This window comes from Limosilactobacillus agrestis, from assembly GCF_014145585.1.
Taxonomy (GTDB): Bacteria; Bacillota; Bacilli; order Lactobacillales; family Lactobacillaceae; genus Limosilactobacillus; species Limosilactobacillus agrestis.
In genome coordinates this window covers 64,424-82,751 of the sequence record NZ_JACIVF010000060.1, presented here as the reverse complement: position 1 = coordinate 82,751, position 18,328 = coordinate 64,424, and the positions used below count along the sequence as shown (strand labels likewise).

Below are 18,328 nucleotides of genomic sequence, written 5' to 3'. Positions count from 1 at the left end.
ATGATGCATATGCATGATAAGCGGCTTTTTTAATTTAGTTGCTTTCCGAGTAAAGCACACGATATAATAAAATACTAGAACATTTAATCGGGTTACCGATTGGAATATTAAATTTGATGAGGTGCGACTTTGTTAGAGATATTTAAACCAACATGGATGGTTAATACAATATATTCTGTTTCTCCTGCCCAATTGAAAGCGCAGGGAGTGCGAGCAGTTTTTAGTGACCTGGATAATACCTTGATTGCTTGGAATAATCCAGATGGAACTCCAGAATTAAAGGAATGGATGGATTCTTTACGAGAAGCCCATATTCCACTAATTGTTATTTCTAATAATAGTAAGGATCGAGTAGGAAAGGCTGTTGATGGCTTTGACCTTCCGTTTGTTTCGCGATCATTGAAGCCTTTAAGTTTTGGGATTGATCGTGCACGAAAAAAACTTAATTTAACAAAAAATGAAGTGGTGATGGTTGGTGATCAGCTATTAACTGATATTGCCGCGGCTAACCAAGCCGGCATTCGAAGTATCTTAGTACGTCCACTGTTAAATACGGATAAGTGGGATACACGTATTAACCGCTTTTTCGAACGTCGTGTTTGGAAAAGCTTAAATAAAAAATATCCAGATTTAAAATGGCAGGAGGATTTGAATGACTGAACAAGAACATCAAACTGAAGAATTACGTTGTATAGGTTGTGGGAGTATTATCCAAACGGAAGATCCTAATGGTTTGGGCTATACACCTAGGTCTGCTCTTGAGAAGGGAAAAGAGACTGGGGAGTTATATTGCCAGCGGTGTTTCCGTTTGCGACATTACAATGAAATTGCTCCGGTTTCATTAACCGATGATGACTTTTTGCGCCTATTAAATCAGATTCAGGATGCCAATGCTTTAATTGTATATGTTGTTGATGTTTTTGACTTTAATGGGAGCCTAATCCCGGGTTTGCACCGTTTTGTTGGTGATAATCCAGTATTATTAGTTGGAAATAAGGAAGACTTGCTGCCACGTTCTCTACGGCGGCCCAAGTTGACTGATTGGATTCGTCAACAGGCAAATATTGCTGGATTACGCCCAATTGATACCGTTCTTGTTTCAGCTAAAAAGAACCATCAGATTGACCACTTACTTGATGTAATTGAAAAGTACCGGCACAATCGAGATGTTTATGTTGTTGGTGTTACCAATGTTGGAAAATCAACATTAATAAATCAAATCATCAAGCAACGTACGGGAGTCAAAGAATTGATCACAACTTCACGCTTCCCGGGAACTACTCTTGATAAAATTGAAATTCCACTTGATGATGGGCATGTTCTAGTTGATACTCCTGGAATTATCCACCAAGAACAAATGGCCCATGTCTTATCGCCAAAAGACTTGAAGATTGTGGCTCCACAAAAAGAAATTAAACCAAAGACTTACCAACTAAATGATGGTCAAACATTGTTCTTAGGTGGAGTTGCGCGGTTTGATTATCTTCATGGTGAACGAGCAAGTATGGTTGCTTACTTTGATAATAATTTACCAATTCACCGAACAAAGCTAAGTAATGCTGATAATTTCTATGCTAAACACTTAGGAGACCTCCTTACTCCACCGACTAGTGATGAAAAAGATGGATTTCCGCCATTAGAACGCAATGAATTCCATATTACAGAAAAGAGCGATATTGTTTTTGAAGGACTGGGGTGGATTACCGTTCCCGCAAAAACGACAGTTGCTGCATGGGTTCCTAAGGGTGTCGGAGCTCTTGTACGGCGCGCAATGATTTAATTAATATTTGAAAGGAAACACTTATGCAATTAAGAGGAAAACAAAAACGATTTTTACGAGCACAAGCAAACCACCTTCAACCACTATTTTCGGTAGGTAAAGATGGTTTGACTGATAATTGGCTTGCCCAATTAGATGGCGCACTCGATCGCCGAGAATTAATTAAGGTTAGCATTTTGCAGAATTCAGATGTTACAACTGATGAAGTTCGTGAGTTGATTGAAGAAAAAACTTCAATTCAAGTGGTGCAAGTTATTGGTCGAGTATTGGTTTTATTTAAGGTTTCGGCAAATAAAGATGCACGTGAACTGTCATCACGGGTAGCTGAAATCTAAGTAAAAGTAGGAGTGACGGTTTTGCAAAGCTGTAGTGTAGTAGATAAGGTGCAAACGCAGGCACAGCCACAGACAAAGGTTAGTGGCCGGCACAAACGTATTGGTCTCTATGGGGGAACATTTAATCCGGTTCACAATGCTCACTTATTTATGGCCGATCAAGTTGGCCATGCCCTTTGTCTTGATCGGGTTGATCTTTTACCGGATGCTAAACCTCCCCATGTTGATCATAAAGATTCGCTTGATCCGCAATTACGGCTGCAGATGCTCAAATTGGCAGTTACCGATAATCCATTTTTAGGAATTGAGTATGCAGAGTTAGAGCGAGGAGGGGTTAGCTATACTTACGATACTATTAAGGATCTGTTAGATAAGCATCCTAATGTTGATTATTACTTTATTATTGGCGGCGATATGGTTGATTACCTTAACAAGTGGTACCGGATTAATGACCTAATTCGTTTGCCGCGTTTCCATTTTGTTGGTGTTCACCGTCAAAGAGCGAAGAATGAGACACGCTACCCAGTGATTTGGGTGGATGTCCCGACAGTTGATTTTAGTTCAACCGATATTCGGCAGCGAGTTCAACGTGGTCAATCGATCAAGTATATGGTACCCGATGCCGTAAGAAAGTTTATTGAGGAGCATCAATTATATCGTGAATGAAGAATTAGTTTATAATAAAAATTATATCCCGATGACGCGGTCTGAACTTATTATCCGCCTTAAAGAAGCGTTAAAGGATAAACGATTTCAGCATGTGTTACGTGTGGAAGAGACAGCGATTAAGTTAGCTGAGCAATACGGGGTTGATGTTGAAAAAGCTAGTATTGCAGGCCTGTGTCATGATTATGCCAAACAGCGTCCTGCTGAAGATTTTATTGCCGAAATTAAGAAAAAAGGGCTAAACCCGCTGCTCTTAGATTATGGAAATGCAATTTGGCATGGCGTGGTTGGTGCAGAGCTAATTAAGGATGAATTAGGCATTTGGGATGAAGATATCTTAAATGCGGTTCGTCACCATACTACTGGTGCGCCAATAATGACGAAGCTTGAGCAAATTATTTACATGGCTGATTATATTGAACCGGGTCGCGATTTTGCGGGCGTAAAAAAGGCACGTGTAATCACAGCAGCAAACCTTCAAGCTGGGGTTGCTTATCAAACAAAACATACGCTGACTTATTTGATTGAAAATGGTAAGCCGGTATATCCAAAGACAATTGATACCTATAATGCCTGGGTTCCACAATACGAAGGAGAGATAGATTAATGGATAGTAAACAATTATTAGAAATGGTTGTTAAGGCTGCCGATGGTCGTCGTGCAGAAGACATCGTAGCCCTTAAAGTTGATGAAATTAGTCCCATGGCTGATTACTTTGTTATTATGACGGGGGGATCAGACCGCCAAGTACAAGCAATCACCAATGCTATCGTTGAGAAGGCGCATGAAGAAAACGTTAAGATTGGTAGTGTTGAAGGTAAAAACCATGCACAATGGGTATTAGTTGACCTTGGTGACGTGGTTGTTCACATTTTCCGTGAAGAAACCCGTCGATTCTATAACCTTGAAAAATTATGGGCAGATGCACCACTTGTCAATATTAACGACTGGATTAATGATTAATGATTTACCAAAGTTTTGCTCAATTATATGACCAGCTTTTTGATCCTGAAATGTACCAGAGATGGGAAGAATTTACTATTAAAAACCTTCCTGCTAATACTAACAGTATTTTAGATTTAGCTGGTGGTAGTGGTCGGTTAGGAGTGATACTCGCTGCTCGTGGATTTGACGTAACTGTTGCTGACTTTTCTGCTGAGATGCTTAGTATTGCCGATCAACATGCAACGGAAGCCGGGGTCAATCTGCATCTCCGACAAGCAGATATGCAGGATCTATGTGCTTTTCCGCAGTATGATGCGATCACCTGTTATGCAGACTCCTTTTGTTATTTGGCCGATGCAGCAGCCGTTCAAAAGACCTTTAGTGAGATTGCTCATCACTTGAAAGATGGTGGTGTCTTGTTATTTGATGTTATTTCAACTTATCAAACTGATGTCATTTATCCGGGATATATGTTCAACTATGAAGATGAAGATCATCAACGGGCATTTATGTGGCAGTCTTTTAAAGATGATGATGTTAATCATGGGGTCATTCATGAATTAGCTTTTTTTACTAGGGATGCTGATGGTCGTTATGATCGTGTTGGTGAAACTCATTATGAACGTGCTTATGAATTACCTTTGTTAAAGCAGATGTTATCCCAAGCTGGCTTTAATTCCGTTGAAGTGGGATCGAATTTTTCGACTGCGATAAAAGAAAAAAATCCAACACGATTGTTCTTTAAGTGTCATAAATAAGGAGACTTCAAATGAAAGCAGTAGGGATGGTGGTTGAATATAATCCATTTCACAATGGGCATCGCTACCACCTTCAGCAAGCAAAAAAAATTTCCGGGGCAGATGTAACAGTGGCAGTAATGAGTGGTGATTTTACCCAGCGTGGAGAACCGACCATCGTTGATAAATGGTCACGGGCTCGGGCGGCAGTAGTGAATGGTGTTGACCTTGTAATTGAATTGCCGATTTTTTACGCCGTCCAACCAGCACACCGTTTTGCAAAAGGAGCTCTCAGTCTCTTGGATGCAATTGGCGTTGATGCGATTGTATTCGGTAGCGAGCATCCAGAATGGGATTTTTCACGCTTGGTAAAGGCCGAAAAAGATTTTAACCGGGAAAGCTTTAATAAGTATAATGCGACTTATGCCACCCAATTTAACCAACAATTAAAAGAACAAACCGGTGTCACGCTCAGTGATCCCAATGATATTTTGGCTTTTGCTTATACTAAAGCTAAAATTAATCAGGATTATCGTTTTGATCTGCTTCCTATCAAGCGGCAAGGGAGCAACTATCATGATCAGCAAATTAAGGGAAAGATTGCAAGTGCAAGTGCAATTAGGCAGGCAATTATTGAAAAGGATGATTACAGGCCAACTGTTCCACAGGTAATGGGAGATATATTGGCGATGATTAAGGAAATTCCTTCATGGACAGAACTTTATCCATTATTACGTAATCAGCTTATCCAAGCACCTATTTCGACCCTGCAGTCAACTTACTTAATGGTAGAAGGATTAGAATATCGGATGAAGGAGGCTGCCCAGCGGAGTCTTGACTTTAGCTCATTTATGAAATTCACCAAGACTAAGCGGTATACCTATGCCCATTTATTACGAGTTTATTTATACACTATTTTGCAGATTACCCAAGAAGAAGTGGATAAACATAGTAAAAGTCCTTATCTTCATATCTTGGCCTTTAATAAACGAGGCCGTGAATATCTTCATGAAGTGAAACAGCAGGTTGATCTTCCGCTGATTACAAAAGTAGATCAGGAAATGCGTGATCAATTGCTCAACCTTGATTATCGCGCTGGTAAGCTGTATCAACTGTTTACGCCAATTGAACAAGATTTAAAGCATCCACCGATAATTATTAATTAACGTCTTTGATAAAGTTTGGTAAAATATTCTAAGTAGCTTTGGTTTTCTAATAGGTTGTCAAGGAAAAAACGTTGACAACCTATTAGGGGACTAGTATAATTGCACATGTTGCATTAGGAGGTTAGTACGTTGAAATGGTCGTTAGCTGAATTACATCGTTACCAAGATGAACCACTTCATATTCAAAGTACTTTTGATCTGAACGCATCATTAACGAAGCTGTTTCCAGATATTATTTTAGCTGTTCAACCAGTTAAAGTTGATGGTTACGTTACTTATAACGATGGTGATGCAACGATTAGCGCTCATGTTACGACGACGTTAACCGTTCCATCTAGTCGCTCGTTAACACCCGTTCAATTACCACTCGATTTTACGTTCTCAGAGACGTATATCGATGATCGTTCACATTTTGCCCGCTATGAGGATGAAGATGAGGTTGTTTTCCTTATTAAAAAAGGTGATTCAATTGATTTTGATACTGCACTAGCGGAAAATATCGTTGAACAGGTACCACTACGGGTCCTTTCTGCCGAAGAAAAGTCTGGCAAACCAATGCCAAATGGAAAGGGTTGGAGTGTTATCTCTGAAGATGACTACAAGGCCCAGCAGCAGAAAGCTGACAAAGTTGATCCACGTCTCGCTAAGTTGCAAAACCTTTTTCCTGATCAGGATAACAAAAAATAGCGGACGGTTAAAAACCATTTGTGGATAATTCTAATTTCTTAGGAGGTGTCAAACATGGCTGTTCCAGCACGGAAGACTTCAAAGACTAAGAAGCGTATGCGTCGGGGTCACATCAAGTTAAATGTACCTGGCCTTACTCCTTGCCCAAACTGTGGTGAACTTCGTAAGTCACACATGGTATGCCCTAGTTGTGGTTACTACGACGGCAAGCAAGTTGTTAACACTAACAACTAATTAATAAAAAACTATCCTTTAGGCGCCGGACCTAGGATAGTTTTTTTATTTTAAAATTTTCTAAGAATTTATAAGTGAAAAATGATATAATCTAATTCCTTGATAAATCGAGATTTTTAGTATAGAGAATACTAGGGTTTATTAAAAAATTGTGATAAAATTATTGTGTTTTATTAATACGTATAACAAGTAAAAAAGATTATTATAGTAGGTGAGTTATTAATGAGTCGAATTTTAATTATTGAGGATGAGGAAAATTTAGCAAACTTTGTTGAACTTGAATTAAAGCATGAAGGATATGATACGGACGTTGAGCTGGACGGCCGTGCCGGATTGGAAGCAGCCTTAAATCAAGATTTTGACGTGATTTTGCTAGACTTGATGCTCCCAGAGTTAAATGGGATTGAAGTTGCACGGCGGGTTCGTGAATTAAAAGATACCCCAATTATTATTATGACCGCTCGTGATTCTGTTATTGACCGTGTCTCTGGACTAGATCATGGGGCCGATGATTATATTGTTAAACCATTTGCGATTGAAGAACTTCTTGCGCGAGTACGGGCATTATTGCGGCGTATCAGTATTGAAGATGGCAATAATAAGGAACATCAAACAACGGTCAATTACAAGGATCTTACGATTGAAAAAGAGAACCGGGTTGTTCGTCGTGGCGATGAAGTAATTAACCTCACAAAGCGGGAATATGAGTTGTTGTTGATTTTGATGGAAAATATCAATGTTGTTATGTCACGAAAAGACCTTTTGAGCAAGGTTTGGGGATATGATTCAAAAGTAGAAACCAATGTTGTTGATGTTTATATTCGGTACTTACGGAATAAGATTGACCGTCCTGGTGAAAAGAGTTACATCCAGACGGTTCGTGGTACTGGGTATGTGATTCGCTCCTAGGAATGATCAATTATGAAGCAAAAAGATGAAAGACAGTTTGTCTCACTAAAAATTAAGTGGGCAGCTGGAACGGCATTAGGTTCATTAGTCATCTTTTGTATCGTTGCCATGGCGCTGTTTAGTGCATTTACACAAAACTTGTTTCATCAGGAAAGACAGTTGTTAAATCAAGGGATGACCAATATTAGTACACAATTGAGTACTGTTAATAAACCCTTAACCAAGAAGAATATTAGTCATCTTATTGATCCAGACAGAAATCGATCAAATATTATTTCTGGACAGGAATATAAACGACCGGTCATTAAGGAATTAAGTGATGGACACTTGGTTGTTAATGTTTACAATCCTGATGGAAATAATATTTTGAGTACTGGGCACTATATTAAAAAACCACAGTTTACGGCTAACCGCAATATTCATGTTGCTGCTGGTCCCGATCATGATGTGTTGGTCGGTCAGATGCCAATCTATGGGCAAAATAATCGGCAGTTGATTGGGTACCTACAAGTTGAAAATAATCTTGATGCCTATATGCAAAGTTATCATCAGTTGGCATTAGTATGTATCTTGGCCCTTTGCCTTGTTGTGATTGCGAGTGGGCTCTTAGGCTACTTCCTTTCCCTTTTTCTGCTCCGGCCATTGGATGGTATTCATGATACGGTTAAGGAGATTAGTGCAGACCCGACGAAAGATGTCCGGGTACCAACGACCAATCGTAATGATGAACTAGCAGAACTGATAATGACGTTTAATGAGATGCTTGATCGGATGCAGCGGTATATCGACCAGCAGTCACAGTTTGTCAGTGATGTTAGTCATGAATTACGGACACCTGTTGCAATTATTCAAGGGCATTTAGAGATGCTTCAACGCTGGGGGAAAGATGATCCGAAAGTGCTGGATGATTCAATTAATGCAACGTTGATTGAAACACGCCGAATGAAAAATTTAGTTCAAGAAATGCTTGATTTAAGCCGGGCAGAGCAAATTGAGATCAATTTCCGTAACCAACATACAATTGTTAATGATGTTGTTTACCAAGTCTACAATAACTTTAAGATGTTATACCCAGACTTTACATTTCGGTTGGATGACGACCTTAAAGAGCCAATCATGGTTGATATTTATCGAGATCATCTTGAACAGGTACTTGTAATCCTATGTGATAATGCCGTCAAGTATTCCACCGATGACCATAAAGAAATTCATATGATTCTTTCACGGGGGATGAACACGGTTGAGATCGGTATTCAAGACTTTGGTGAAGGGATTTCGCCGGAAAACGTAAAACGGGTCTTTGATCGGTTCTATCGAGTAGATAAGGCCCGTAGTCGTAAAAAAGGTGGCAACGGATTAGGTTTATCGATTGCCAAGCGACTAATTGAAGGTTATCATGGTTCAATCACCTTAGAGAGCTCAGTTGGTGCAGGATCATTATTTAGAATCATTTTACCGATTATTGAAGATCCAGAGACGAAAAAGTAAATATTTAAGATGTGAGAATAGAAGCGATATTATGACTGGAAACCTTTTGCTTCTATCCTCACTTTTTTATTACAAAACGCTTTTATTCAAATGCTTTACCAACTAATCTTATTTTCAAAACTTCGATTGTGATTATCTCATTTGTTGTTTACGCAATTTATGCGTAGGGTGGGATGGAGAACCCTAGGGAGGAGGATCCCGATAGCATGAAAATCCCGCCAAAACATTTCTACGTGACCTGGTTATTGGTTTGCTTTTAACAATTGGTAGTTATGTATTAATAATTTTGAGGACTAGATTTAGTGTTAATTACAGACAGATCATTGTAAAATCAAATGTTAACTTCTTATCGAGCATGATTTCCAAAATGTATTCTGGACGGTTTTTGGTTCGTTTTTCTTTAGAAGTGTGGTTTAGATTTTCTATAATTACGCATCAAAGTAGATCAAAAGGCCGGAAGTGGCAACCAACCTTTGTTTTTCACTCTCGACCTTTTTAATCTTTATTTAATTTTTTAAGTCGCTGGTAAATTATAATCCCCCCGATACAAGTAATGACAAATTCCGTAAAAGGGACTGCTGCCCAGACCCCGTTAATTCCGGCAACCTTTGCTAGAATAAAGATAGCCGGAAGGAGAATAATATAACCACGAAGAATCGATAAAGAGAATGATGCCCGCGCTGAGCCAATTGCCGTTAAGAAGAGAATAAACAGGAGATTTAACGCACTGAAGAAGACACTTATAAAGTAAATTGGGAGGCCAACACTAGCATAGGCAAGAAGTTGGCTTGAATGGGAAGCGTTAAAAATTTCAATAATTGGGTGTTTAATAGTAATGAGGATAATAAAGCTGATGGTAGCTAAAAAGAGGGTAATGATAATTCCGTTTTTTAGCGTCATCGACACGTTCTTATATTCATGTTTACCAAATTCACGACTAGCAAGGGGTTGAACACCAAGTGCTACCCCATTAGCAATTGCAAGGACAACAATGGCGATATTGGATATCACTCCATATGCAGCAACAGCATAGTTATTAGCCAGTTGCAATAAAACATGGTTAAAGAAATAGATACTGACACCAGTACTTAATTCATTTAATGCTGAAGCGACTCCTAACCGTGCTGAGTACCAAATATTTCTTAGTTGCGGGACCACCCAGTGCCATTCTAATTGTCGTTTGGTAAACTTATGGTGAAAGCTTAGAACAGCCAAACTGATTGCTGGTGAGAATAAGACTGCTAAGGCGGCTCCTTCTAATTTAAGCCCTATTCCAAAGATAAAGAACCAGTCGATGAGAATAACAGATAATGTTTCTGTTAGGGTGGCCTTCATTGTTAAAGTGGGATTGCCATCGTTACGAATAAAATTAATTGCAATATAGTTAATCATGTAGAGCGGCCCACTCCATGAAACTATTCGTAAATAAATGATTGCCATCTGACGAGTTGCATCATCTGCCCCTAGAAAATTAACTATCGGTATAGCAAAGATGTTTAATAGGGTTGCTAAAATAAGACCAAAAGTAAAGGCAAAAATCATTAGTTGACTAAATAATGATTTTATTCTTTCAGGATGCATAACCTTATTTAACGAAAAGATAGTGGCACCACCGACTCCTAGCAAAAGCCCCATCCCATTGAAAACATTGAATAAGGGAAGAACCAAGTTAAGAGTTGTTAATCCTAAAGCTCCTGCGGCGATTGAAATAAAAAGGGTGTCAATAATAACGTACATTGACATCCCCAGTGTTGCGGCAACGTTACGACTAACATAATGCCGCACCTCTTTTGTAATTGACATTGAATCCATATTAAAACCTCCACAAAACTTGCTCCCATCCCCCTTATTGGACGCCTGTTTGAGAAGCATAAATTAAATTGTTGTAAAACCCGGCGATTCTACTTTCCTTATTTCATCTATTGATATTTTAGCAAATATTCTTATTGCTTATATTATAATTCCATTACAATGGTCAATTTCATGTTGAACAATCTCGGCAGCAAAATCCGTAAGCTCTAAAGTTTGCACTTGCCAATTCTGATTACGAAACTTAACGGTAATTTGCTTATAACGCTTAGTGGGGCGGGTACCACTTAATGAAAGACATCCTTCTGTAGTTTGGTAAGGGTGGCTTTTAGTGATAATTTGTGGGTTGAACATTACGACATTAAAGGGACCAATCCGCGCGATAATTGCATTCTTATTTACGCCAATCATGTTGGCAGCCATTCCAACACATTCAGCTTGATGAGCATTAAGCGTTTCAATAAGATCATTTGCAAGTGACAAATCAGTTTTGGTTACGGGGGTTGATTTGGTGGCAAGCAACTGTTGATCTTCAATAATTGGTTTAATCATGGTTTCCTCCTGAAAAAACAAAGCTGGGAAAAACGTTTGCTTTCTCCCAGCTTTTTAATAGTTAATTGTTATGATGATGTTGTTTCCCAGCATTACGTTGGCGATTAGAATTTGCTTGATTATTTGGTTTTGTATCACCTTTGCGTAATTGGTCAATTGCATTAATTGGTTTAGTTGAAGAACTAGGAGTGTTAATTACTGGTGCTTTAGGCATTTTAATTGGGTTATTCTTACTTTCTTCTTCAATTTGGCGACGAATCCGTGGTCGATAAGCATTGATCATCAATGTTTGTAGGATGGCAAATAGTCCACCGATGAAGAAGTAGAGCCCTAATCCAGCAGAAGAAGTAATTGAGATGAAGAAGGTCATGAATGGACTTATCCAAATGGCAGCCTTCATTTGTTTCTTCTGGGCTTCAGGAACACCGACAAGTCCAAGATAACTCTGGGCAGCATAAGCGATAAAAGATAAGACTGCTAAGATAATGCTGGGTTTACCAAGCGGAATACCAAAGAAAGTTGCGTGGTAAAGGTCTGGAGAATAACGAATGGCAGCGTATAAGGCAGCAAAAATTGGCAACTGAATTAATAATGGCAAACATCCAATTCCGCCCGTTAAACTGATATTGTTATCACGGTAAAGAGCCATCATTTGTTGACTAACAGCGGCCTGTTCTTCAGGGGTTTTAGCCGCTTTTTGTTTTTCTGTTAGTTCTTTAATCAATGGTTGAACCTTGGACATTTTTTCTTGCATAATGGTTGATTTTTTCATTTGTGAGAACATCACTGGTAAAAGAATTGTTCGCACCACTACTACAATTACAATGATTGCCCAGCCGTAGTTATTACCCATATGGCCGGCTAACCATTCCATTAAGTGCTGCATTGGTTTAGCCATATAATCGTAGACAAACCCATATGGCCGACCGCTCTTGGTAGTTCGTACACAGCCGCTAAGAAGCAGCAGGAGGGTAAAAAGTCCGCTAGCGATCGTTATTCGTTTTCGTTTCATATTAATGAATCAAACTCCCTTATTTGTTTGTGTATTAATTACGTTAATAGTACGTATTTTACTCTATTCAGGAATTGAATTCTACCGCTAATCGCGAACTAATGAGTGATTTGAAATGAATGATGGTAGTTTTGCGGGGTTCCTGTACTGATTTTAACCTTATTAATTCGCGCGTAGGGGGTGGGACCGGCCTTAATTTTTGTAATTAATTGTTTGACAATCTCAATGGGTCCCTGCAGTTCACAATAAACACTTCCGTCGTCCTTATTCATAACGATTCCTTCTATTCCAGCATTCCGTGCTAACTGATAAACGCTCCAACGAAAACCAACTCCTTGAACGCGGCCGGTAATTATAAGATGGTAATTAATCATAATTAAAACTCCTTAATAAAAACTTATTATTAGTTAATAACAATTGTACAACAAGAACATGGTATAATTTAATTAACAAGAAGGAGCATGCGAATTATATGGAACAATTAACATCTATTCATAATCAGCACGTTAAGGATTGGAAAAAGTTGCAAACTAAAAAAGCGCGACGGCAGACTGGTACTTACCTGTTAGACGGCTGGCACTTAGTTCAAGAAGCATCTAAAGCTGGAATTGAGCTTTTAGAAGTAGTAGGGACAACTGAGCAGTTAGCTGTCCATCCAGAGCTTGAAGGGATGGCAAATGCAACCTATGAAGTTACTGAAGAAATCATGAAACACATTACTGATACGGTAACACCCCAAGGAATTGCAGCAGTTGTTGCTTTACCAGCTGCTCATCGTTTACCAGCAGGGCCACTGCATGGAGCATGGCTATTCCTCGACCGGGTTCAAGATCCAGGCAATGTGGGAACAATGGTACGGACAGCGGATGCCGCCGGGTTTACGGGAGTAGTAGTTGGACAACGTTCTGCAGACTTATTTGGTCCTAAAGTTGTTCGTTCAATGCAAGGAAGTCAATTCCACCTGCAAATGTTTGAAGGTGACTTACCAAAGTGGATTGATGATTTTAAAGCAATCAATGCACCTGTGTATGGTACACAGTTGAATCCCCAGGCAAAAAATTTTCGGACTGTTAATCCGGGGAATACTTTTGCCCTAATTATGGGTAATGAAGGGCAGGGGATGAGTGATGAGTTGCTATCCCAAACAACGGATAATCTCTACATCCCAATGCGTGGTGAAGCGGAATCACTCAATGTGGCTATCTCCGCAGGAATCTTAATGTTTCAGCTTAACCAAAATCTAGATTAAACTAATTTATTTTCTCGTTAAAATCGTGTATGATAATTTCAATAATATAGAAAAGGGGTATTACATGAAATCAAAGAATGAATGGCGCACCGATAAAGAGTATGTTTCAATCGTTGCCGATCTGTTAGCCCAGCCAGCTGTCCAAAAGCTAGCGAACTATACTCAGCATCATCACTCTACCCGTCTGCAACATTCTATTGCGGTTTCGTATGATAGCTACAAAATTGCTAAAAAAATGCATCTTGATTATCGCAGTACTGCGCGGGCCGGTTTATTGCATGATCTCTTTTATTATGATTGGCGGACAACTAAGTTTAATTTAGGAACTCATGCTTTTATTCATCCCCGCGTTGCATTACGCAATGCTGAAAAGTTAACCCCATTAAATGAAAAAGAAAAGGATATTATCCTTAAGCATATGTTTGGCGCAACGTTGGCAGTGCCACGTTATCCAGAGAGTCTAATTGTATCGCTAGTTGACGATTTTGAAGCGGAACATGAATTCTTTGGACCGTTGCGTGCAAAGATGCGTCGAAAGATTAAGAAACGACGGATACGAACAACTTGGTAGAGAAGAAGGAGAGTTAAATTATGGAACAATTAGTAGCAGAAAAGGCACTTGATGAAGACTGTAAACTTTGTCCAAAATTTACACGTACGTTTATGATCTTGGGAAAGAAATGGAACGGCTTAATCATTGAAGTGCTACTTAAAAATGGCAACATGCGATTTAAGGATATTACCAGTAGCATTGCTAAGTGCAGCGATCGGGTTTTATGTGAACGATTAAAAGAGCTCGAAGATGAACAAATTGTTATTCGTAACACTTACGAAGGATCTAGTCGCGTCGATTATTCGCTGACTGAACGTGGGCAAGAATTGCGTCCAGTCATGGAAGCTGTTCATGCATGGAGTGACAAGTGGATTTAAAAATAACGCTTGACGCCTTATAAATGATTGTCTAGAATATGTAATTGAATTAAAAGCTATGATGAGAGCTAGTAGCTAGATGATCCTGTTAGAGAGTTGCAGCCATATTCTGAAAGTTGCAATCAGTGATCTAAGGTGAATTTCACTTTCGGAGCTGATGCGTAATGGTATTCCGGCTAATCACCGTTATTGATTATTTGAGTGTGTAGGGCTTTACCTACAAACTAGGGTGGTACCGCGAAGCCTCGTCCCTATATTGGGATGAGGCTTTTTTTGAATTAAGGAGTGAAAATATGGGACTAAGAGAGAAATTAGCCAAACTTCGTGAAGAAGGATTGCAAGATATTAAACAATCGGAGGATTTAAAAAGAGTTAATGAAATCCGTGTAAAGATGCTGGGAAAGAAAGGACCGATTACTTCGGTTCTACGTGGTATGCGTGACCTCAGTGCTGAAGAACGACCCAAAGTAGGTCAATTCGCTAATAAGGTACGGGACGAATTAGCGGCTGCGATTGAAGAAAAGCGTGCGGAATTAGAACAAGCAGCCATGGATGCTAAGTTAGCAGCCCAAACAATTGATGTTACTCTTCCTGGAACACCAGTAGCACAAGGCCAACCTCATGTTATTCAACAAATTATTGATCAAGTTGTGGACTTGTTTGTATCAATGGGATATGAAGTCGCAGTTGGGGATGAAGTGGAGCAAGAAGTTTATAACTTTGAAAAGCTTAACTTGCCTAAAGACCACCCCGCTCGTGACATGCAAGATACTTTTTATGTTACTCCATCTGTTTTGATGCGGACACAAACGTCACCAATGCAAGCACGGATGCTCGAAAAACATGATTTTAGTCAAGGACCACTAAAGATGATCTCACCAGGTAAGGTTTACCGGCGTGATACTGATGATGCAACTCATAGTCATCAATTCCACCAAATTGAAGGGATGGTCGTTGGTAAGAATATTACAATGGCTGATTTAAAGGGAACCCTTGAAGCGGTTGCCCAAAACCTTTTTGGTGATAAGTTAGAGGTCCGCTTACGGCCAAGCTACTTCCCATTTACTGAACCATCAGTTGAAGCAGATATTACTTGTTTCAACTGTCTTGGGAAGGGGTGTGCAATTTGTAAACAAACTGGTTGGATTGAGGTACTTGGTGCCGGAATGGTTCATCCAAATGTGCTTAAGATGTCAGGCATTGATCCAGAAGAATATGGCGGCTTTGCATTTGGGCTTGGGCCAGACCGCTTTGCTATGTTGAAGTACGGCGTTGACGATATTCGTAACTTCTACCAAAATGATGTCCGCTTCCTTAACCAATTTGACCAGAAAGGATAATGTGAAATGAAAGTATCATATCAATGGCTTCAAGAATACCTTGATTTAGATGTAGCTCCTCAAGATTTAGCAGAAAAAATTGCTCGTACCTCTGTTGATATTAATGATGTTTATTCATTAAGCGACGGTTTAAAGAAGATTGTTGTTGGGGAAGTAGTAAAATGTGAAAAACACCCTGATTCGGATCACCTTCATGTTTGTCAAGTAGATGTTGGAGAAGAAGAACCAATTCAAATTGTTTGTGGTGCCCCTAATGTTCAAGCGGGTAAAAAGGTGATCGTTGCCCTTCATGGTGCTCGGATTGCTGATAATCAAAAGATTAAGCGTGGTAAGATCCGGGGTATTGAATCAAATGGGATGCTTTGTGCCCTTCAAGAAATTGGCTTCAGCGACAAGATTGCCCCTAAAGATTACGAAGACGGGATCTATTTCTTACCAGATGATGCCAAGAACGGTGATTCCGTATTTAGGTACTTAGGTATGGATGACACGATCATCGATACAGATGTAACGCCTAATCGTGGTGACATGCTTAGTATTTATGGAAATGTTAATGATATTGCAGCTTTTTACGGGTTAAAGCCACACTTTAAAGAAATTAAGATTAAAGAAGAAGGTACTGAGAAGACAGCGGACCTTCTTCAAGCAGAAATTAATGATCCTAAGATTGCACCAACCTATAAGTTACGGGTAATCAAAGGGGTTAAAATTGCTGAAAGTCCACTTTGGCTTCAGATTCGCTTATGGAACAGTGGTGTCCGGCCAGTAAATAATGTTGTGGATGTGACTAACTATATCCTCCTTAAATATGGTCAACCACTCCACAGTTATGATTATGATCAATTATCTGGTAAAAACTTTGGGGTGCGTCATGCTAATGAAGGTGAAAAGTTTGTTACGCTAGACGGGGATGAACAAACCTTAAAGGCAAATGATATTGTTGTAACCGTTGATGGTGAGCCTGTTGCTCTTGCTGGAACGATGGGAGGAGAAGGAACGGCAGTAAGTGATGATACGACCACTGTTGCCCTTGAAGCAGCCATTTTTGATCCAGTAATGGTCCGGAAACAAGCACGGCGCTTAGATCTTCATAGTGAATCTTCAATGCGATTTGAACGAGGAATCAATCCAGCAACAGTTGAAACCGCATTGAATGAAGCAGCTGAGATGATTAAGGAGCTTGCTGGTGGCACGATTACAGCAGGAATTGTAACTGGTAGTGAAGCGCCAGCAGTTGATACCCCAATCAAACTATCCCTTGCGAAGATTAATCATGTTCTGGGCACTTCATTAACCATGGAACAAGTTACTAATATTTTTGATCGCTTGGCATTTGCTTACACTGTTGATGGTGACGATCAATTAACAGTAACTGCCCCAGCACGGCGTTGGGATATTAGCCTTGCAGCTGATCTTTATGAAGAAATTGCCCGAATTTATGGTTATGATAATTTGCCATCGACTTTACCAACAATGACCCGTAACCGGGGAGGACTAACCCCACGTCAACAGTTTATTCGGGCAAGTCGTCATGACCTTGAAGGAATGGGCTTAACGCAAGCGATTAGCTACTCCTTAACAACTATTGATAAGGCTAAGCAATTCCAAATTAAACCACTTGCGGAACCAATGAAATTAGATTTCCCAATGAGTTCTGATCATGTCGCTACCCGGATGAATATTATTAGCGGCTTGCTTAATGATATTGCTTATAACGTGGCGCGAAATGTTGATAACGTAGCGCTATATGAAGAAGGTCGGGTCTTCTTGCCAATGGGGGATGAACGTCCGGTAGAACAAGAACACCTTGCAGCTGCGGTTACTGGCCAAATGGTAGCTAATAGTTGGAATAAGAAAGATCAACCGGTTGATTTCTTCCAACTAAAGGGGATCGTTGAACGTTACCTTAAGAATATGGGGATTGCTGGTAAGGTTGCTTATGTTCCAACTAGTGATCGACCAGAAATGCATCCAGGACGAACCGCTGATATTATGGTTGATGACCAATTAGTTGGTTTTATTGGTCAAGTTCACCCACAAACTGCTAAGGAATATAAGATTCCCGAAACATATGTATTTGAATTAAATCTTGAATTATTACTGGCTGCACCAAAGATTGAAAATGAATATACCCCTATTAGTAAGTATCCTTCAATCACTCGCGATATTGCCCTCTTAGTTGATAGTGATGTTGAAAATGCAACAATTGTAGAAGCAATTAAACAAAAGGGTGGTGCATACCTTAAAGATATTCACCTATTTGATGTTTATGCTGGCTCGCACCTGCCGGCAGGTAAGAAGTCGTTAGCTTACACTTTAACTTATCAAAATGATAAAGGAACATTAACTGAAGACCAAGTAAATGCGGCCTTTGATAAAGTTACTACTTATTTACAAGATAAGATTGATGCGGAGATTCGTTAAAATATTGAAAGTAGAAACAGCCTAAGATTGTTTCAAGGAGGTTGGGAGAAAACTTTTGTTTTTTC

The 18,328-nt window shown here is 39.6% G+C and carries 21 protein-coding genes and 1 other annotated feature; of the genes, 17 read left to right on the top strand and 4 right to left on the bottom strand.

Annotated features, from left to right (window positions below; all coding sequences use genetic code 11):
- The first annotated feature begins 129 nt into the window (after window positions 1–129).
- The 12 genes from H5R88_RS06700 to H5R88_RS06645 all read left to right on the top strand — a co-directional run bounded on the left by H5R88_RS06700 (window position 130) and on the right by H5R88_RS06645 (window position 8,947).
- Window positions 130–660: a YqeG family HAD IIIA-type phosphatase gene (locus H5R88_RS06700; protein ID WP_182577786.1), complete on the top strand. Its 531-nt coding sequence runs from the start codon at window positions 130–132 to the stop codon at window positions 658–660.
- Complete coding sequence (gene yqeH, locus H5R88_RS06695) at window positions 653–1,780, top strand: ribosome biogenesis GTPase YqeH (RefSeq protein ID WP_182600581.1); 1,128 nt, start codon at window positions 653–655, stop codon at window positions 1,778–1,780. The genes H5R88_RS06700 and yqeH overlap by 8 nt, the downstream gene beginning before the upstream one ends.
- A 23-nt stretch (window positions 1,781–1,803) precedes the next feature.
- Window positions 1,804–2,115, top strand: coding sequence for a ribosome assembly RNA-binding protein YhbY (gene yhbY, locus H5R88_RS06690; RefSeq protein WP_003664099.1), 312 nt, complete (start codon window positions 1,804–1,806; stop codon window positions 2,113–2,115).
- A gap of 21 nt (window positions 2,116–2,136) precedes the next feature.
- Window positions 2,137–2,781: a nicotinate-nucleotide adenylyltransferase gene (locus tag H5R88_RS06685; RefSeq protein ID WP_182577789.1), complete on the top strand. Its 645-nt coding sequence runs from the start codon at window positions 2,137–2,139 to the stop codon at window positions 2,779–2,781.
- Entirely contained in the window at window positions 2,774–3,388 is a 615-nt protein-coding gene (gene yqeK, locus H5R88_RS06680) for a bis(5'-nucleosyl)-tetraphosphatase (symmetrical) YqeK (protein ID WP_182577790.1), read from the top strand. Before H5R88_RS06685 ends, yqeK begins: the two co-directional genes overlap by 8 nt.
- Window positions 3,388–3,744 carry a ribosome silencing factor gene (gene rsfS / locus H5R88_RS06675; protein ID WP_182577791.1) on the top strand — a complete coding sequence of 119 codons (357 nt, stop codon included), beginning with the start codon at window positions 3,388–3,390 and terminating at the stop codon, window positions 3,742–3,744. The genes yqeK and rsfS overlap by 1 nt, the downstream gene beginning before the upstream one ends.
- Complete coding sequence (locus H5R88_RS06670) at window positions 3,744–4,484, top strand: class I SAM-dependent DNA methyltransferase (protein ID WP_182600580.1); 741 nt, start codon at window positions 3,744–3,746, stop codon at window positions 4,482–4,484. Before rsfS ends, H5R88_RS06670 begins: the two co-directional genes overlap by 1 nt.
- Window positions 4,485–4,495: 11 nt before the next feature.
- Complete coding sequence (locus tag H5R88_RS06665; RefSeq protein WP_182600579.1) at window positions 4,496–5,629, top strand: nucleotidyltransferase; 1,134 nt, start codon at window positions 4,496–4,498, stop codon at window positions 5,627–5,629.
- Window positions 5,630–5,758: 129 nt separating this feature from the next.
- The gene (locus tag H5R88_RS06660; protein WP_182577794.1) at window positions 5,759–6,316 is read left to right on the top strand and encodes a DUF177 domain-containing protein; all 558 of its coding nucleotides are present in this window, start codon (window positions 5,759–5,761) and stop codon (window positions 6,314–6,316) included.
- Between the two features lie 54 nt (window positions 6,317–6,370).
- The gene (rpmF, locus tag H5R88_RS06655; RefSeq protein ID WP_003664092.1) at window positions 6,371–6,550 is read left to right on the top strand and encodes a 50S ribosomal protein L32; all 180 of its coding nucleotides are present in this window, start codon (window positions 6,371–6,373) and stop codon (window positions 6,548–6,550) included.
- A 222-nt stretch (window positions 6,551–6,772) separates the two neighbouring features.
- The gene (locus H5R88_RS06650) at window positions 6,773–7,459 is read left to right on the top strand and encodes a response regulator transcription factor (RefSeq protein ID WP_003664091.1); all 687 of its coding nucleotides are present in this window, start codon (window positions 6,773–6,775) and stop codon (window positions 7,457–7,459) included.
- A 12-nt stretch (window positions 7,460–7,471) separates the two neighbouring features.
- A complete protein-coding gene (locus H5R88_RS06645; RefSeq protein ID WP_182577795.1) occupies window positions 7,472–8,947 on the top strand; it encodes a HAMP domain-containing sensor histidine kinase in 1,476 nt (491 codons plus the stop codon).
- 495 nt (window positions 8,948–9,442) lie between these two features.
- On the opposite strand, the gene H5R88_RS06640 is transcribed toward H5R88_RS06645, so the two are convergent.
- The 4 genes from H5R88_RS06640 to H5R88_RS06625 form a co-directional block, all read right to left on the bottom strand.
- Complete coding sequence (locus H5R88_RS06640; protein ID WP_505187748.1) at window positions 9,443–10,759, bottom strand: MATE family efflux transporter; 1,317 nt, start codon at window positions 10,757–10,759, stop codon at window positions 9,443–9,445.
- A 138-nt stretch (window positions 10,760–10,897) separates the two neighbouring features.
- Window positions 10,898–11,308 carry a peptide deformylase gene (locus H5R88_RS06635; RefSeq protein ID WP_182600577.1) on the bottom strand — a complete coding sequence of 137 codons (411 nt, stop codon included), beginning with the start codon at window positions 11,306–11,308 and terminating at the stop codon, window positions 10,898–10,900.
- 61 nt (window positions 11,309–11,369) lie between these two features.
- The gene (gene yidC / locus H5R88_RS06630) at window positions 11,370–12,320 is read right to left on the bottom strand and encodes a membrane protein insertase YidC (protein WP_182600576.1); all 951 of its coding nucleotides are present in this window, start codon (window positions 12,318–12,320) and stop codon (window positions 11,370–11,372) included.
- Between the two features lie 98 nt (window positions 12,321–12,418).
- Complete coding sequence (locus H5R88_RS06625; RefSeq protein WP_182577799.1) at window positions 12,419–12,694, bottom strand: acylphosphatase; 276 nt, start codon at window positions 12,692–12,694, stop codon at window positions 12,419–12,421.
- 98 nt (window positions 12,695–12,792) lie between these two features.
- Here H5R88_RS06625 and H5R88_RS06620 point away from each other — a divergent pair, with 98 nt between their 5' ends.
- The 5 genes from H5R88_RS06620 (at window position 12,793) to pheT (ending at window position 18,263) form a co-directional block, all read left to right on the top strand.
- Window positions 12,793–13,569: a TrmH family RNA methyltransferase gene (locus tag H5R88_RS06620; protein WP_182577800.1), complete on the top strand. Its 777-nt coding sequence runs from the start codon at window positions 12,793–12,795 to the stop codon at window positions 13,567–13,569.
- Window positions 13,570–13,633: 64 nt separating this feature from the next.
- Window positions 13,634–14,140, top strand: coding sequence for an HD domain-containing protein (locus tag H5R88_RS06615; RefSeq protein WP_182577801.1), 507 nt, complete (start codon window positions 13,634–13,636; stop codon window positions 14,138–14,140).
- 20 nt (window positions 14,141–14,160) lie between these two features.
- Window positions 14,161–14,499: a winged helix-turn-helix transcriptional regulator gene (locus tag H5R88_RS06610; RefSeq protein ID WP_182577802.1), complete on the top strand. Its 339-nt coding sequence runs from the start codon at window positions 14,161–14,163 to the stop codon at window positions 14,497–14,499.
- A 49-nt stretch (window positions 14,500–14,548) separates the two neighbouring features.
- Window positions 14,549–14,755, top strand: a binding site (T-box leader).
- A gap of 37 nt (window positions 14,756–14,792) precedes the next feature.
- A complete protein-coding gene (pheS, locus tag H5R88_RS06605) occupies window positions 14,793–15,839 on the top strand; it encodes a phenylalanine--tRNA ligase subunit alpha (RefSeq protein WP_182600575.1) in 1,047 nt (348 codons plus the stop codon).
- A gap of 6 nt (window positions 15,840–15,845) precedes the next feature.
- Window positions 15,846–18,263 carry a phenylalanine--tRNA ligase subunit beta gene (gene pheT / locus H5R88_RS06600; RefSeq protein WP_182577804.1) on the top strand — a complete coding sequence of 806 codons (2,418 nt, stop codon included), beginning with the start codon at window positions 15,846–15,848 and terminating at the stop codon, window positions 18,261–18,263.
- The last annotated feature ends 65 nt before the right edge of the window (window positions 18,264–18,328 follow it).

Coding starts and splice junctions, on each gene's coding strand:
- pheT (WP_182577804.1), top strand. CDS start 15,846: ATGAAAGTATCATATCAATGGCTTCAAGAATACCTTGATTTAGATGTA.
- yidC (WP_182600576.1), bottom strand. CDS start 12,320: ATGAAACGAAAACGAATAACGATCGCTAGCGGACTTTTTACCCTCCTG.
- H5R88_RS06645 (WP_182577795.1), top strand. CDS start 7,472: ATGAAGCAAAAAGATGAAAGACAGTTTGTCTCACTAAAAATTAAGTGG.
- yhbY (WP_003664099.1), top strand. CDS start 1,804: ATGCAATTAAGAGGAAAACAAAAACGATTTTTACGAGCACAAGCAAAC.
- H5R88_RS06640 (WP_505187748.1), bottom strand. CDS start 10,759: ATGGATTCAATGTCAATTACAAAAGAGGTGCGGCATTATGTTAGTCGT.
- H5R88_RS06625 (WP_182577799.1), bottom strand. CDS start 12,694: ATGATTAATTACCATCTTATAATTACCGGCCGCGTTCAAGGAGTTGGT.
- H5R88_RS06670 (WP_182600580.1), top strand. CDS start 3,744: ATGATTTACCAAAGTTTTGCTCAATTATATGACCAGCTTTTTGATCCT.
- H5R88_RS06620 (WP_182577800.1), top strand. CDS start 12,793: ATGGAACAATTAACATCTATTCATAATCAGCACGTTAAGGATTGGAAA.
- rsfS (WP_182577791.1), top strand. CDS start 3,388: ATGGATAGTAAACAATTATTAGAAATGGTTGTTAAGGCTGCCGATGGT.
- H5R88_RS06650 (WP_003664091.1), top strand. CDS start 6,773: ATGAGTCGAATTTTAATTATTGAGGATGAGGAAAATTTAGCAAACTTT.
- H5R88_RS06615 (WP_182577801.1), top strand. CDS start 13,634: ATGAAATCAAAGAATGAATGGCGCACCGATAAAGAGTATGTTTCAATC.
- H5R88_RS06665 (WP_182600579.1), top strand. CDS start 4,496: ATGAAAGCAGTAGGGATGGTGGTTGAATATAATCCATTTCACAATGGG.
- pheS (WP_182600575.1), top strand. CDS start 14,793: ATGGGACTAAGAGAGAAATTAGCCAAACTTCGTGAAGAAGGATTGCAA.
- H5R88_RS06635 (WP_182600577.1), bottom strand. CDS start 11,308: ATGATTAAACCAATTATTGAAGATCAACAGTTGCTTGCCACCAAATCA.
- rpmF (WP_003664092.1), top strand. CDS start 6,371: ATGGCTGTTCCAGCACGGAAGACTTCAAAGACTAAGAAGCGTATGCGT.
- H5R88_RS06610 (WP_182577802.1), top strand. CDS start 14,161: ATGGAACAATTAGTAGCAGAAAAGGCACTTGATGAAGACTGTAAACTT.
- yqeH (WP_182600581.1), top strand. CDS start 653: ATGACTGAACAAGAACATCAAACTGAAGAATTACGTTGTATAGGTTGT.